This is a genomic window from Stenotrophomonas sp. KH_029, from assembly GCF_057839765.1.
Map to the genome: position 1 here is coordinate 2,074,609 of NZ_CM174498.1, position 14,865 is coordinate 2,089,473.

Annotated in this window: 10 protein-coding genes; 8 read left to right on the plus strand and 2 right to left on the minus strand. The window is 69.1% G+C overall.

Translation table 11 applies throughout. The features are described from left to right. Nucleotides 1–44: 44 nt before the first annotated feature. A complete protein-coding gene (locus AC3ITM_RS09550) occupies nt 45–2,417 on the plus strand; it encodes an autotransporter family protein (protein WP_489269940.1) in 2,373 nt (790 codons plus the stop codon). 69 nt (nt 2,418–2,486) lie between these two features. Here the strand turns inward: AC3ITM_RS09550 and AC3ITM_RS09555 are convergent, their stop codons facing one another. Then, nucleotides 2,487–3,074 carry an NAD(P)H-dependent oxidoreductase gene (locus AC3ITM_RS09555; protein WP_489269941.1) on the minus strand — a complete coding sequence of 196 codons (588 nt, stop codon included), beginning with the start codon at nt 3,072–3,074 and terminating at the stop codon, nt 2,487–2,489. Between the two features lie 90 nt (nt 3,075–3,164). Between AC3ITM_RS09555 and AC3ITM_RS09560 the strand changes: the two genes are divergently transcribed. The 6 genes from AC3ITM_RS09560 to AC3ITM_RS09585 all read left to right on the plus strand — a co-directional run bounded on the left by AC3ITM_RS09560 (nt 3,165) and on the right by AC3ITM_RS09585 (nt 9,326). Continuing rightward, complete coding sequence (locus tag AC3ITM_RS09560; RefSeq protein WP_489269942.1) at nt 3,165–3,773, plus strand: TetR/AcrR family transcriptional regulator; 609 nt, start codon at nt 3,165–3,167, stop codon at nt 3,771–3,773. A gap of 128 nt (nt 3,774–3,901) precedes the next feature. Further along, nucleotides 3,902–4,912 carry an alpha/beta hydrolase gene (locus AC3ITM_RS09565; protein ID WP_489269943.1) on the plus strand — a complete coding sequence of 337 codons (1,011 nt, stop codon included), beginning with the start codon at nt 3,902–3,904 and terminating at the stop codon, nt 4,910–4,912. Between the two features lie 131 nt (nt 4,913–5,043). Beyond that, entirely contained in the window at nt 5,044–6,420 is a 1,377-nt protein-coding gene (locus AC3ITM_RS09570) for a YncE family protein (protein ID WP_489269944.1), read from the plus strand. 52 nt (nt 6,421–6,472) lie between these two features. Next, nucleotides 6,473–7,519: a heme/hemin ABC transporter substrate-binding protein gene (locus tag AC3ITM_RS09575; RefSeq protein ID WP_489269945.1), complete on the plus strand. Its 1,047-nt coding sequence runs from the start codon at nt 6,473–6,475 to the stop codon at nt 7,517–7,519. Then, nucleotides 7,516–8,559: a FecCD family ABC transporter permease gene (locus AC3ITM_RS09580; RefSeq protein WP_489269946.1), complete on the plus strand. Its 1,044-nt coding sequence runs from the start codon at nt 7,516–7,518 to the stop codon at nt 8,557–8,559. The genes AC3ITM_RS09575 and AC3ITM_RS09580 overlap by 4 nt, the downstream gene beginning before the upstream one ends. Next, a complete protein-coding gene (locus AC3ITM_RS09585) occupies nt 8,556–9,326 on the plus strand; it encodes a heme ABC transporter ATP-binding protein (RefSeq protein ID WP_489269947.1) in 771 nt (256 codons plus the stop codon). Before AC3ITM_RS09580 ends, AC3ITM_RS09585 begins: the two co-directional genes overlap by 4 nt. A gap of 215 nt (nt 9,327–9,541) precedes the next feature. On the opposite strand, the gene AC3ITM_RS09590 is transcribed toward AC3ITM_RS09585, so the two are convergent. Continuing rightward, nucleotides 9,542–11,917 (minus strand): TonB-dependent siderophore receptor, encoded by a 2,376-nt coding sequence (locus tag AC3ITM_RS09590; protein ID WP_489269948.1) that lies wholly within the window; start codon nt 11,915–11,917, stop codon nt 9,542–9,544. A 594-nt stretch (nt 11,918–12,511) separates the two neighbouring features. On the opposite strand from AC3ITM_RS09590, the gene fusA reads away from it, so the two are divergent. Continuing rightward, nucleotides 12,512–14,554, plus strand: coding sequence for an elongation factor G (gene fusA / locus AC3ITM_RS09595; RefSeq protein ID WP_489269949.1), 2,043 nt, complete (start codon nt 12,512–12,514; stop codon nt 14,552–14,554). The last annotated feature ends 311 nt before the right edge of the window (nt 14,555–14,865 follow it).

Below are 14,865 nucleotides of genomic sequence, written 5' to 3' on the forward strand. Positions count from 1 at the left end.
CGTTCCCGGTTTCTTTCTCTCTCTCTCTCGACGAAGGATTCCCGATGAAGCCGATTCGATCCCCGCGCCTGCCCGCCAGGCACGCCCCGCTGGCCGTACTGGTGGCGACGTGCCTGCTGACCACCAGCGGTGTCGCCGCCGCGCGCAATCTCGATGGCACCGCTGCCACGGTGGTCGCCGGTGACCCGATCGAGACCTGGACGCTGACCAATGGCGCCGAGCTGACCATCAATGGCGGCACGACCGATTGGGTCATGTCGACCTCCTCGACGGTGGTGATGAACGGTGGCGAGATCCACTCGCCGACCAATGCGCCTGCGCTGCGGCTGGAAAACAGCCATGCCGAGATCGTTGGCGCGCGGATCATCGGCAGCAGCCCCAATGCCGGCAATGGCGGGCGCGGGTTGATGGTGGACAATGTCTGGCTGAACGAGCTGGGTTCCACCGCCAACGTGCGCGACAGTTACCTGTCCGGCAGCGATGCCGGCGCCAGTGTCAGCAACTACGGCGTGTTGAATGTGTCCAACAGCGAAGTGCGCGGCGACGCCTTCTGGGGGACGGCGCTGCGCAGCTACGGCGGCCTGGCCACCTTCAGCAACGGCAGCGTGTTGTTCGGCCAGCGCGAGGGCGTGCACTTCGGTGCGCGCCGTGGGCCCAACGAAGATTCCACCTTCATCCTGGACAACTCCAGCCTGCAGAGCGTGGACGGTTCGGCATTGATGCTCAATTACGACGCCATCGCCCATATCACCCTGCGCAACGGCGCCAGCGTCGACGCCGGCAACGGCATCCTGCTGGACGTACGCGATTCGGCGCTGGCCAACCTGGTGGTGGATGGCACTTCGGTGGCCGGTGACATCGTGGCCAACCGCCCGGGCAATGCCAACGTGGCCTTGAACGATGCCCAGCTCAGCGGCCGCATGACCAATGCCGGGGCGGTGGTGCTGGGCGGCAACAGCGTCTGGAACATGACCGCCGATTCGGGCATCGCCTCGCTGGAGGTCGGCGCCGGCAGCCTGGTCGCACTGGGCGATGGCAGCACCTTCAATACCCTGACCGTCAGCGGCGATGTAGGCGGCAGCGGCGGCACGCTGCGCTTCAACAGCGTGCTCGGCGATGACAGCTCGGTGCGCGATTTCCTGCATGTGCAGGGCAATACCCGCGGCCAGCTCAACGTGGCGGTCAACAATGTCGGCGGCGCCGGCGCGCATACCATCGAAGGCATCCGCCTGGTCCAGGTCGACGGCGCCTCCAACGGCCAGTTCGACCTGGCCGGCCGCGCGGTGGGCGGCCAGTACGAGTACTTCCTGTTCAAGGGCGGCCGTGCCGACCCCACCGACGGTCACTGGTACCTGCGTACCGAACTGCCGACCACGCCCGATCCGTGCGTGATCGATCCGGCCGGACCGGGCTGTGGCGTGGTGATCCCCGACCCGTGCCAGATCGACCCGAGCCTGCCGCAGTGCGGCCCGGTCGACCCGACCCCGGTGCTGCGCCCGGAAGCCGGCGCTTACCTGGCCAACCAGGCCGCGGCGATCGGCCTGTTCCAGCACCGCCTGCACGACCGCAACGGTGAACCGGCGTTGACCGGGCAGGGCCGTGGCGCGTGGGCGCGGGTGGCGCGCAACCAGGCCGACTACGGGGTGATCGGCAACCAGCTGGAGGTGGACAGCGACAGCTCGGTGCTGCAGATCGGCAGCGACCTGCTGGGCTGGGACCGCAACGGCCAGGCCCGGCTCGGGGTGATGCTGGCCACCGGCCAGGCCAACAACCAGGTGCGCTCGGCGCTGACCGGTTATGCCGCCAAGGGCAAGGTCGACGGCAACGCGATCGGGCTGTACGGCACCTGGACCCAGCACGCCGATGAGAGCGCCGGTGCTTATGTCGATGCGTGGCTGCAGCACGGCCGCTACCGCAACCGGGTGGAAGGCGAGGGCCTGCAGGCCGAGCGTTACCGCGCGCGCAGCAATGCGCTGTCGCTGGAAGCCGGCTATGCCTGGCAGTTGCACGGCAGCGCGGCATCGGCGCTGTACCTGCAGCCGCAGGTGCAGGTGGGCTGGACCGACTACGACAGCGACCGGCTGACCGAGCGCAATGGCACGGTGGTCGTCACCGACCAGGCCGGCGGCCTGGCCACCCGCGTGGGCGTGCGCCTGTATGGCCATGCCACCGCGGCCGGTAACCGGGTGCAGCCGTTCCTGGCCGCCAACTGGCTGCGCGAGGCCGGCGACAACGGCGTGCGTTTCGACGGCGAACGCCTGCAGGGCGGGGTGCCGGAAAACCGCTACGAGCTCAAGGCCGGTGCGCAGCTGACGCTGGGCGCCAACTGGGCCGCCTGGGGCGACCTGGGCGTGCAGCGCGGCGACGGCGGTTACCGCAACGTCGCCGGCCAGATCGGGCTGCGCCGCAGCTGGTGACCGCTGCGGTGGGCGGCAGCGGTTGAAGATCGATCACAGGGGCTCCTGCGGGAGCCCTTGTGCATTGGCTCAGCCGATCGCCCGGCCGATGGCGTGGGCGGTGGCCAGGTGCGGGGCGGCATCGGTGCTGTCCACCTCCAGCAACAGCGTGGACGAGACCACCTGCGCGCCGCAGTAGTCGAAGATGCCGGTATCGATCTGGGCCTTCATCGCCGTGTCGTAGCCACGCTTGGACCAAGTGCGCTGATCGGCGCCGCCCAGCCCGACCAGGTGCACCCGAAGCCGCTGCAGCTTCTTGACGACGCGGCCGTCGGCCTCGGCCTCGGCATAGGCCCAGCCATTGGAGAACACCCGGTCGATCCAGCCCTTGAGCTGGGCCGGCATCGACCACCAGTACACCGGAAACACCAGTACCAGGGTGTCCACGCGGTCCAGCCGGTCCTGCTCGGCCAGCACGTCGGCCGGGAACGGCTGGCGCTGGTGGTGCGCGTCGACGTCGGCCTGGCGGTAGCGCGGGTCGAAGCCCTCGGCGCTGAGGTCGGCCAGCGTCACGCTGGCCCCGGGCCGGGCGCTGGTGATGCCGTTGCCGATGGCGGCGGCGACGGCATGGGTAAGCGAGTCCGGCGAAGGGTGGGAGAGTACGATCAGGGTGCGCATGCGATGGATCCGGTCGGGGGAGGGGGTGTATGCTGCGGACAACTTACTTTTCGTAAGTTACCAATCGTAAGTTACTGGTGGTATATAGCGATGTCAAGCCCATCCTCCGTTCCCGCCAATGCCGCGCCGCGCCGTCGTCTGAGCCGTGCCGACCGGGTCCAGCAGCTGCTGGACCAGGCCTGGCGGCTGGTCCGCGAGGAAGGCACCGAAGCGTTGACGCTGGGGCGCCTGGCCGAGCAGGCCGGGGTGACCAAGCCGGTGGTGTACGACCACTTCGGCAGCCGCGCCGGCCTGCTGGCCGCGCTGTACCGACAATTCGACCAGCGCCAGGCGGCGGTGATGGAGGCGGCGTGGGCCGCCAGCGGGCCCACCCTGCAGGACAAGGCCGAGGTCATCGCGCAGTCGTACGTGGCCTGCGTACAGACCCAGGGCTGCGAGATCCCCGGGGTGATGGCCGCACTGGCCGGCACGCCGGAACTGGCCCGGCTCAAGCGCGCCTACGAAACGGTCTTCATCGAGCAGTGCCGCGGTCTGCTGGCACCGTTCGCACCGGCCGGCGCGCTGTCGGCGGCGGGCCTGTGGGGCATGCTGGGCGCCGCCGACGGGCTGGCCTATGCGACGGTCAATGGCGATGTAACCGCGGAGCAGGCGCAGCAGGAACTGGCCGCGGCGATCGTGGCAATGGTCGCGCGCAGCTGATGCCGATCCGGGTGGCCGCGTCACGTCGCTGCACTGATCTATGTGATACGCATTCGCATTTAGGGTAGACTGACGCGTCCCCCTATGAAGCGGGTTGCGCGGCTGCGTGCTGCCACCCCCGAGTGCCGATGACGTTGTTTTTCGCGGCCCGCCGCCGCCCATTGCCCGCCCTGTTGCCGCTGGCCGGCCTGCTCCTGAGCCTGGCCTGCGTGGTGCCGCCCGCGTCGGCGCAGCAACGCAACCCGCAGCAGCGGGTCGGCGACACCATCTTCGAGCAGAAGGCCGAGAGCTACCGCTTCGAGCGCTTCAGCCTGGACAGCCCGGACCGGCAGCGCCGCTGGCAGGTCAATGTCGGCGTTCCGCTGCGTGCCGGCAAGGCGCCGGCGCCGGTGCTGTACATGCTCGACGGCAATGCTGCGGCGATGGTGATGGACCAGGCCCTGCTGGCCGAGCTGGCCGGCAAGGCGGCACCGGTGCTGGTGTTCATCGGCTACGACAACGACCTGCGCATCGATTCGGCGGCGCGCACGATCGACTACACCGCCTGGATCGACCGCGCCGACGATGAAAACGGTGCGCCGACGGTGGCCGGCGGTGGCGCGTTCGCATTCCAGGACCTGATCGAACGCCGGATCAAGCCGGAAGTGGAAAAGCGCGCGCGCATCGACCGCAGCCAGCAGGCGTTGTGGGGGCATTCGCTGGGCGGCCTGTTCGTGTTGAGCAGCCTGTACACGCGCCCGGCCGCGTTCCAGTACTACCTGGCGGCCAGCCCGTCGCTGTGGTGGAGCCAGGGCGCGCCGCTGGGCGACATGGAACAGCAATTCACCCAGAACCAGCATGGTCAGGGCGCCAGGGTCTGGGTGATGCTGGGCGATGCCGAGCGCATCGGCGACCGCGGCAAACGCGATATGGGCAACCCGCGCGTGGTCGCGCACCTGCGCCGCATCGGCGGTGCCAGCCCGGATGCGGCCATGCAGCTGGCCAAGCGCCTGGGCCAACTGTCCGGGTTGGAGGTGCAGTACCGCGAATTCCCCGGCCTGGGCCACGGCCCGATGCTGCAGGCCTCGCTGCAGGCGGCGCTGAGCGCGCTGTACGGCGTTGCCGACCGCAGCGCGACGCTGCCCCCGGCGCAGCCCTGATCGTCATTCCCACCGATTCGGCACGCCCCGCGCGTGCGCCCACTACCCAGGCTTCGATGTGCGCTGTCGCACGGCCCAGGCAACCGATGATCCACCGCGCAACGCGCGGTACCCCGTGCAAGGAGCCTGTCATGTCATTCCGTTCTTCGTTCCGTCTCACCACCCTGGCCGCCGGCCTGCTGCTGGCCGTCGCCGGCCAGGCCCAGCCGGTGTTCGACCAGCCCGCCAGCGTGTTCAAGGGCACTGTCGTCTCGCGTGGCGAGAACGTGGTGCCCGGCAGCAGCGCCGAGGTGATCGGCCGTGGCTTCGTGCCGGGCCAGCAGGTCAGCCTGGTGCGCGGTGAGACCGTGCTCAACGGCCAGCCGCTGACCGTCGGTGCCGACGGCGGCTTCAAGACCCAGCTGCAGATTCCCACCGATGCGGTGCCGGGTACCCACCCGGTGGTGGTGCGCGCCAGCCAGCCGGCCGCCGCCACGGTGCTCAACCTGCGCGTGTCGCCGCAACTGCCGCTGTCCGGGCAGGCGCAGTTTGCCACCCAGTCCAACAAGCTGGTGCCGGGCCTGTACCAGTCCGCCTACAGCGCGGCCAGCAATGCGGTCTTTGTGACCTCGGCGGTGGGCCGCCCGCCGGTGACCCAGTCGCAGCTGCTCAAGCTGGACCCCAAGACCCTCAAGGTGACCAAGGCGATCACCCCGGCGCAGGTGCCCGATGCCAAGGGCGGCAGCGTGTTCGCCGTGTACGGGGTGGGCGTGGATGATGCCAACGGCAACGTCTGGGTGACCAATACCCGCCAGGACACGGTGGCGGTGTACCGCCAGTCGGATCTGTCGCTGGTGCACCAGTTCCCGGTCGGCACCGTGCCGCACGCCCGCGACGTGGTGGTCGATGCCGCTCGCGGCAAGGTGTTTGCCTCGGCCGCCGGCGAAGACCACCTGTCGGTGTTCGATGCCAAGACCGTCCAGGCGCTGGCGCCGATCAGCCTGGCCTCCGGGGTGGACGACGAAAAATTCGTGCCGATGAGCCTGGTGCTGGATGAAGCCGGCGGCAAGCTGTTCACGGTCAGCATCGGCACCCCGGAAGCGGCGGTGATCGACGTGGCCAGCGGCAAGGTCGACAAGGTGATCGACCTGGGCAATTCGATCAGCGCCTCCGGCGTGGCCCATGACGCGCAGCAGAACCGGCTGTATGTGGCCTCGCAGGGCACCGACAACCTGCTGATCGTCGATGTCGCCAGCGGCAAGGTGCTGCACGACGTGGCGGTGGGCGCCGGTGCGTTGAACGTGGCGTTCGATCCCAAGACCGGGCTGCCCTATGTGACCAGCCGCGGTGCCGGCACGGTGACAGTGGTCGACCGCGGCGGCAAGGTGGTGGGCAACCTCGACGGCGGCACCTTCCCCAACCATGTGCGCGCCGACGGCAAGGGCAACGTGTTTGCGGTGAACAAGTCGCGCGGCACCGACGACCCCAAGGGCGACCGCATTACCCGCATCGCGCTGCGCCAGCGTTGAGCCACAGCCAACAGGCAGGGCGGCTACGGCCGCCTTGCCGAAAGGAGTCAGGATGAAATCGACTATGTCCCGGCGGCTGTTGCCGCTCGCGCTGGCCATCGCACTGGCCGCCTGCAGCAATCCGGCCACGCCGCCAGCCGGCGACGCGGCCGCGCCGGCTTCCCCGGCCGCCGCAACAGACCTGCCGGTGGCCGCGTTGCCGGCGGGTTGGACGCGGGTGGATGGAGGCGCGTTGCCCCGCCTGGTCGGGCAGGCCGCCACGCTGCCGGCCAAGGTGCATTCGGATGATGGGGCCGAGGTACTGGTGGATGACACAAGCCGGATCATCGTCGGCGGCGATGACGTGATCGCGGTGATCGATGCGCTGGGCCTGGGCGGGCAGGTGTTTGCCGCGCCGAAGAACACCACCACGGCGTCCGGCCGCGCCGCGCCGCACCAGTTCCTGTTCAACCGCACCACCGGCGTGGAAGGCGTGCTGAGCCTGCAGGGCAGCCTGTTCCTGGGCAACAGCCTGCGCCGGCACACCGAACTGGCGCAGAAGCTGCGCGCGGTGGGCGAGCCGGCGGTGGTGGTCGACGACCTGCAGCCGGCGCCGGACAAGGTACGCAAGATCGCCGCCGCACTCGGCCTGGCTGCGGCCGGCGGGCAGTTGGCCGGCCAGGTACAGCAGCAGCTGGACCAGGCCGCGGCGATCGGCAAGGCCAGCGGCCGCGCGCCGCGGGTGATCCATGTCTCGGCCACCGGCGCCGGTGGCGCGCCGACCGTGGCCGGCGCCGACAGTGCCTCGGCCAAGCTGATCGCGCTGGCCGGCGGGCTCAACATCGGCACCGAAGCCGGGGTGGCCAACTACTCGGCGTTGAGCAACGAAGGCGTGGTCGCCGCGGCGCCGGAAGTGATCCTGGTGACCGAGCATGACCTGGCCTTGTTCGGCGGCGCCGACGGCCTGTGGAAGGCCTATCCGACGCTGAAGCAGACCCCGGCCGGGCAGGCCAACCGGGTCTGGGTGATGCCCGATGTGCAGCTCAAGTACGCCAGCGTGGGTTCGGGCGTGGGCGCGCTGGCCCTGGCCAGGGCGTTGGCGGCGCTGCCGCCGGCATGAGCCCGGCCGATCGTCGCCGACGGCGCGGCCGCGGCATGTTGCTGCTGGCCTCGGTGGCCTTGCTGCTGGCGGTGCTGGCCTCGTTCGCGGTGGGGCCGTTGCGGTTGCCGCCGCTGGAGGTACTGCAGGCGATCGCGGTGAAGCTGGGGATGGTCGATCCGCAATCGGTGAGCGGCCGCGACCTGGCCGTGGTCTGGCAGCTGCGCATTCCGCGCGCGCTGCTGGGGGCGCTGGTGGGCGCGGCGCTGGCGATGGCCGGCGCCAGCCTGCAGGGCCTGTTCGGCAATCCGCTGGCCGACCCGGGCATCGTCGGGGTCAGCCAGGGCGCGGCACTGGGCGCGGTGGCGGCAATCGTACTGGGCGCGGCCGGGGCTGCCGGCTGGATCGTGCCACTGGCCGCGTTCGTCGGCGGCGCGCTGGCGATCAGCCTGACCTACCTGCTGGCGCGGCCGGGCCGTGGTAGCGGCAATGCCACCCTGCTGCTGGTGGGCATTGCGATGGCCGCGTTCTGTTCGGCGCTGATCGGTTTTCTGACCTATATCGCCAGCGAGAGCGAACTGCAGTCGCTGGTGTTCTGGCAGATGGGCTCGCTGGCCCGTGCAAGCTGGAACGACGTGGCCGCGGTGGCGCCGTTGTTTGCGTTGGGTGCGCTGGCGCTGCAGCGGCTGGCCACGCCGCTGGACATGCTGGCGCTGGGCGAGCGCCAGGCCCAGCACCTGGGGCTGGACGTGGCGCGCACGCGGCGCCGGCTGGTGGCCTTCAGCGCCTTGCTGGTCGGTGCGGCGGTGGCGTTTGCCGGGTCGGTGGCCTTTGTCGGGTTGGTGGTGCCGCACGTGGCGCGGATGCTGGTCGGCCCGGGGCACCGCTGGTTGCTGCCGGTGTCCGGCGTGCTTGGCGCGGTGCTGATCGTGGTGGCCGATACCGCCGCGCGCACGCTTGACCCGCCGGCGGAAATTCCGCTGGGCCTGTTCTCGGCCGCGCTGGGCGCACCGTTCTTCCTGTGGCTGGTGCTGCAGCAGCGCCGCAAGGAAACGCCATGAGCGCGCTGCTGCAGCTGCACGGGGTGGTCGTGCGCCGCCAGCAGCGCGAGATCCTGCATGGCATCGCGCTGGATTTCGTGCCGGGCACGGTCACCGCGCTGGTCGGCCCGAATGGCGCGGGCAAATCGACCTTGCTGGCGGTAGCCGCCGGCGACCTGCACCCCGATGCCGGGCAGGTGCTGCTGCAGGGCGCGCCGCTGGCCGGCTACAGGGCCGCACCGCTGGCGCGCACGCGCGCGGTGATGCCGCAGGAGCACGGGGTACGCTTTGCCTTCAGCGTGGAGGAAGTGGTGGCGATGGGGCGCTTGCCGCATCCACCGGACCCGCACCAGGATCAGGCGCAGGTGGAGCGCGCGCTGGATGCGGCCGAGTTGCAGGCGTTGCGCCAGCGCGAAGTGCAGCAGCTGTCCGGTGGCGAATCGGCGCGCACCACGTTTGCACGGGTATTGGCGCAGTGCACGCCGTTGCTGCTGCTGGACGAGCCGACCGCCGCGCTGGACCTGCGCCACCAGGAACGCACCCTGCGCAGCGTGCGCGCGCTGGCCGATGCCGGCGCGTGCGTGATCGTGGTGCTGCACGACCTCAACCTGGCCGCCGGTTACGCCGACCGCATCGTGCTGCTGGAACAGGGCAGGGTGGCTGCCGACGGTACGCCGGCGCAGGTGCTTACCGAGGCCAATCTCGGCCGCGTCTACCAGCAGCCGGTGATCGTGCTGCAGCACCCGCAGCGCGGCGTGCCGTTGGTGGTGGTCGCCGACCCTGCCTGATCGGGACCACGGTCGGTTGAGGCCGGTACCACCGGGCTACCAACCGAACGTGGTCGCGAAGGGGAGTGCCGGCCGCTGGCCGGATGCTTTTGGTGCTGTTTCCGCTTCGCGGTTTTAACGTCAACAGCGTTTCGTGCCTCTGCGGGGCGCGAGTCACTTTCTTGCTCGTGCAAGAAAGTAACCAAAGAACACGCCCCCGTCCGCTCGCCGTCGGGCTACGCCCGCCGGTGCCCTGCGCTTCTCGCGTCGGCAAGGGACGGTGCGGAACTCGCTGCGCTCAGACACCCGCACCTCTTCGCCCTTGCCGCCGCTGCGATGCTCGGCTCGCTCCAAGGGGGAGGTAGATCAAGATCAAGATCACTAGCAACAGCAACAGCAACCGGCCAGCGGCCGGCACTACCGCGGGTTACCAACCGAATGTGGCGGTGGCCGTGACCGTGCGGCCGCTGCCGTAATAGCACGACGACACCCCGGTGCAGGTGGAGACGAAGCGCTTGTCGGCCAGGTTGCTGGCGTTGAGCGCCAGCCGCACCGTGGTGCTGCCGATCCGGCCCACGTCGTAGCGGATCGCCGCGTCGAACAGCGTGTACGACGGAATGCGGTACAGGTTGGCGCTGTCGCCGTAGCTCACCCCATTGTAGCGCGCCCCGGCCGCCAGGCTCAGGCCCTGCAGCGCGCCGCCCTGGAAGGTGTAGTCGGCCCAGAACGAGGCACTGTAGTCGGGCACCATTGCCAGCTCCTTGCCCTTGTACGGTGTCCGAGTCCATCCGCGACGCCGCGCCGATCAGGCTGAAGCCCTCGAACGGGGTGATCCGGCCTTCCAGTTCGATGCCGCGTATGCGGCCTTCGTCGCCCTGGATCGAGCAGACGGCGGTGCCGGTGGCGCCGCAGGTGCGATGGCTGGCCACCGGGTCGTCGACGATCATGTTCTGCTGGCGCAGGTCGTACACCGCCAGCGTCACCAATCCATCCACGCTGGCCGGCTGGTACTTCAGGCCGGCCTCCCACTGCGTACCGGTGACCGGTTCGAAGGTGGCGTGGGTGAAGCTGTCCAGCGGCGACTTGGTCGAGGGCTGGAACGATTCGGCATAGCTCACATACGGGGTCAGGCCGTTCTCGAACACGTACAGCACGCCGGCGCGTCCGGTGAACGCCTCGCTCTTGATCACGTTGCGCCCACCGGGCGTGGAAATGCCGGTGCTGATGTTGCGGTTGGCGCTGCTGCTGTCGTCCTTGGTCCAGTCGTAGCGGCCGCCCAGGGTCAGGCGCCAGTTGCCCAGCGCCAGCTGGTCCTGCAGGTACACGCCGCTCTGCCGGTTGACCCCGGCGGTGGGCGTTTCGGTGCTCAGCGTGGGCACGTAGTTGGAATACACCGGGTTGAAGATGTCGATCGGGCGTGGGCTGCTCATCGCGCTGCGCACGCCTTCCCAGTCGGCGCGCTGCCAGTCCCAGCCCAGCAGCACCGTGTGGTCGACCGCGCCGGTGGCGAAGCGGGCCTGCAGGCGCGTATCGAAGGTGTCGCCATCCGAGTCGCCGCTACCCATCACCCCGCGACGGTTCTGGGTGCGGCCATCGGCATTGAGCGCGCCGAAGGTGACCACGCCGCGGTATAGCGAATCCACGTGGGTGCGGCGCGCGCTTTGGGTGAGCGTGAGGTGGTCGTTGAACTGGTGCTCGAACAGCCAGCCGGCGGTCCACAAGGTGCGGTCGAAGGTGTTCCAGCCGGGCTCGCCGATGAAGGTGGTGTTCTTCATGTAGCCGTGGGCGGTGGGGTTGAGCGTGCCGGCGGCGGGCAGGAACTGGTAGGTGGAGCCGCCGTCGTCCTGCTGGTACATGCCCAGCAGGGTCAGCCGGGTGCGTTCGGCGATCTGCCAGGTGTAGCTGGGCGCCAGGAACCAGTGCCGCTGCGCGGTGTGCGGGATCTGGGTGGCGCCGTCGCGGTACAGCCCGACCAGCCGCACAAGATGGGTGTTGTCCGCGCTGCCGGTGCCCACGTCGAAGGCGGCGTTGTACTGGCCGTTGGCGTCCACGCCCAGGCGCAGTTGTTGCTGCTGGTCAGGGGTGGGCGTCTTGCTGACCTGGTTGACCATGCCGCCGGGCGCCACCTGGCCGTACATCACCGCCGACGGCCCCTTGAGCACTTCCACGCGGTCCAGGTTCCAGCTGTCGAACATGCTGCGGTTCCACTGGCTGCCCTGCGGTGCACGCATGCCATCCAGGGTCACGTTGTTGGCCCAGCTGCCGGCATCGAAGCCGCGGATGCGGAAGTCGTCCACGCGGTTGTCGATGCCGCTGCTTTCCAGGCTGACCCCGGCCACGTAGCGCATCGCATCGTTGAGCGACTGCACGCCGCGCGCATCCAGTTCGGCGCGCTCGATCACCGACACCGACTGCGGGGTTTCGGCAATGCCGGTGCTGATCTTGGTGGCGCCGCTGGTGCTGTTGGCGGCGCGGTAGGCATTGACCCGGACCGCATCCAGGTCGGTGGCCGTCTGCGCCTGCGCCGGCAGGGCGCCGGCGGCGGCCAGCACGCAGGCAAGGGCAAGCAGGTTGGGACGCAACCGGCGGAAGGGAGTGGTGGGGAAGGGCATGGCGGCACACTCGAAGACACGGAAGGGGCGCCGACGCTGGCCTTGCTTGCGCGGCCCAGGGCCGCCACCAGCGTCTGCGGTGTCGCGCGGGGCGACGGTTGCCGCTGCATTCTAGGGATTCCGGCAATTTATGCAATTGCGACCCATTCGCATATACGGGACCACTTCGAGTGCTGATGATCAATGTTGATGGCGACAAAGTGGTGAAAAACCACGCAGTGTTCTGTCCGTGGTGCCAATGATCGCTTGCATGCCGCGTGGCGAGGTCTAGAATGCGCGCATCACCCCGAACCTGCCGCCATGACTTCGATGCCGCTCCTGACGTTTTTTACCCGCACCCGCGCAAGCGCGGTACGGGCGCGTCTGCCCTGCGGCTCCTCAGGCGGTTGACCGGCAACCGGTGACCCTGAACGACCCCAGACAGAGCGCCCACCGGGCGCTCTTTTCGTTTCCGCGTTTGACTTCCTTCCCTGCTCCAGAACACCGCAAAGGAGAACGTGCCATGCACCAGACCGCCGAGCCCCAAACCTGGCCGCACGCCCGTTAGCCAACGGCGGCGTGCGGCTCCCCGATGTTGGCAGCGAGACCTATCCCATGAACACCCATACCCAGACCCTGTCCCTCCGGCGCAACCTCGGCATCATTGCCCACATCGACGCCGGCAAGACCACGCTCACCGAGCGCCTGCTGTGGAAAACCGGCGAGATCCATCGCGTCGGCGAGGTCCACGACGGCGCGGCGACCACCGATTTCTCGGCGATCGAGCGCGAGCGCGGCATCACCATCGGCGCGGCCGCCGTGCAGGCGCATTGGGCGCCGCGCGACCAGCCGATCCACCACCTGACCTTGATCGACACCCCCGGCCACATCGATTTCGCGATCGAAGTGGAGCGTTCCCTGCGCGTGCTTGATGGCGCGGTGGCGGTGTTCTCCGCCGTGGATGGCGTGCAGCCCCAGTCCGAATCGGTCTGGCGCCAGGCGCGTCGCCACGGGGTGCCGCTGATCGCCTTCGTCAACAAGATGGACCGCACCGGTGCTGCGTTCGAACGCGTGCTCGCGCAACTGCGCGAGAAGCTGCGGGCCACACCGTGGGCGCTCGGCGTGCCGATCGGGACCGAAAGCCAGTTCAACGGCTGGGTGGACCTGGTCGACCGCAGCACCGTGCACTGGGACGACAAGGGCACGGCGTTGCGTCATGCCTGGACGACCGAAGAGGCGGCCCAGTGGATGCCGCAGCGCGAGGCGCTGATCGAGGCCGTGGCCGATGCCGACGACGTGCTGGCACAGGCGTGGCTGGAAGGCGCGGCAATCGACAACGCGCAGCTGCGCGCGGCGATCCGTCGCGGCACCCTGGCCGGTGCCGGCGTACCGGTGCTCGCAGGCTCGGCGTTCAAGAGCAAGGGCGTGGAAACGTTGCTCGATGCCGTGGTCGACTATCTGCCGTCGCCACTGGATCGGCCGGCGGTGGTCGCCACCGAGAACGGCAACGATCTGCTGCTGCCCCCTGATCCCGATGGTCCGCTCGCGGCGCTGCTGTTCAAGATCACGCACCAGAACCACGGTGCACTGAGCTTCGTGCGGGTGTATTCGGGCACGCTGAAGGTGGGCGACGCGCTGGCCAGCTCGCAGCATGCACACGGGCGACGCGTCAGCCGCCTGGTGCGGGTGCAGGCCGATCAGACCCACGACATCAAGCAGGCCGTGGCCGGTGACATCGTCGCGGTGCTGGGCTGGAAGGATGCCGTCAGCGGTGAAACGCTGAGTGCGCCCTCGCGCCCGCTGCTGCTCGACACGATCCAGGCGCAGCATGCGGTGCTGGCATGGCGGTTGACGGCGGAGAAGGCCTCGGACCTGATCCGCATCAGCCAGGGACTGGCCAGCCTGGCGCAGGAGGATCCGTCGTTCCGTGTCGAGACCGATCCGGAAAGCGGTGAAACCCTGATCTGGGGCATGGGCGAGCTGCATCTGGAGGTGATGGTCGAGCGCTTGCGCACGGAATGGAGCGTCAACGTCCACACCGGCCAGCCGCGCGTGGCCTATCAGGAGACGCCGAAGCGTGCAGTGCAGCGGGTGGAAGGCAAGGTCGCCAAGCAGACCGGTGGCCAGGGCCAGTTCGCCCAGGTGCTGATCGATGTGGCGCCGCGTGAGGATGGCGAGGTGAGCTTCGTCGACCGCACCGTGGGCGGTGCGATCCCGCGCGGGTTCGTCAACGCGGTGGAGAAGGGCGTGCGTGCGGCATTGGGCGAAGGTCCGCTGGGCCATCCGGTGGTCGGGATCGAGGTGACCCTGGTCGACGGCCAGACCCACGTCAAGGACTCCTCGGACATGGCCTTCCATCGTGCCGGCAGTGAAGCGGTGAAAGCGGCGCTGGCCCAGGCGGGCACGCAGCTGCTGGAGCCGGTGATGGAGATCGCCATCCACGCACCGTCGGGCAACGTCGGCGATGTGGTCGGCGACCTCAACCGCCGCAGTGGGCGGGTGGCCTCGATCGAGGACCAGGATGGGCAGGCCGAAGTGCTGGGCTATGCACCGTTGGCCCGGCTTGGTGGCTATACCACCTCACTGCGTTCGCTGACCCAGGGGCGCGCGTCCAGCGACATGCGTTTCAATGGGTATGAAGTGGCCGCGTCGGTGTAGCGGCCTGCGCTACAACAGTAAGGAGCAGGGGCCGGGCAACCGGCCCCTTTTTTTCGGGGTGTGCGTCCGGCTGCGGTTGTTGTCGCCTCCGCCCGGAATTTACGAAACATGAACGCTTTCAGCGTCATCCGGGTTTTCGTACTAGTTGTATAGGCGTGAATGCAGCAATCCGGAGAATGCGCACCTCGCAGGAGCCAGGCACGCCTTTCAGGGTACGCCCGTTGGACCGCCGCTCCGGAACATGCCGGATGCCCGCATCGCCGGGCCGGTTGTCGCTCCTGGCCCATTGCCCCGTCTCAGGATCTCCATCA

What these genes read in the sequence shown, in the direction of transcription:
- AC3ITM_RS09580 (WP_489269946.1), top strand. Translation starts at nt 7,516, where the DNA reads ATGAGCCCGGCCGATCGTCGCCGACGGCGCGGCCGCGGCATGTTGCTG.
- AC3ITM_RS09555 (WP_489269941.1), bottom strand. Translation starts at nt 3,074, where the DNA reads ATGCGCACCCTGATCGTACTCTCCCACCCTTCGCCGGACTCGCTTACC.
- AC3ITM_RS09585 (WP_489269947.1), top strand. Translation starts at nt 8,556, where the DNA reads ATGAGCGCGCTGCTGCAGCTGCACGGGGTGGTCGTGCGCCGCCAGCAG.
- AC3ITM_RS09570 (WP_489269944.1), top strand. Translation starts at nt 5,044, where the DNA reads ATGTCATTCCGTTCTTCGTTCCGTCTCACCACCCTGGCCGCCGGCCTG.
- AC3ITM_RS09565 (WP_489269943.1), top strand. Translation starts at nt 3,902, where the DNA reads ATGACGTTGTTTTTCGCGGCCCGCCGCCGCCCATTGCCCGCCCTGTTG.
- AC3ITM_RS09550 (WP_489269940.1), top strand. Translation starts at nt 45, where the DNA reads ATGAAGCCGATTCGATCCCCGCGCCTGCCCGCCAGGCACGCCCCGCTG.
- AC3ITM_RS09590 (WP_489269948.1), bottom strand. Translation starts at nt 11,917, where the DNA reads ATGCCCTTCCCCACCACTCCCTTCCGCCGGTTGCGTCCCAACCTGCTT.
- AC3ITM_RS09560 (WP_489269942.1), top strand. Translation starts at nt 3,165, where the DNA reads ATGTCAAGCCCATCCTCCGTTCCCGCCAATGCCGCGCCGCGCCGTCGT.
- AC3ITM_RS09575 (WP_489269945.1), top strand. Translation starts at nt 6,473, where the DNA reads ATGAAATCGACTATGTCCCGGCGGCTGTTGCCGCTCGCGCTGGCCATC.
- fusA (WP_489269949.1), top strand. Translation starts at nt 12,512, where the DNA reads ATGAACACCCATACCCAGACCCTGTCCCTCCGGCGCAACCTCGGCATC.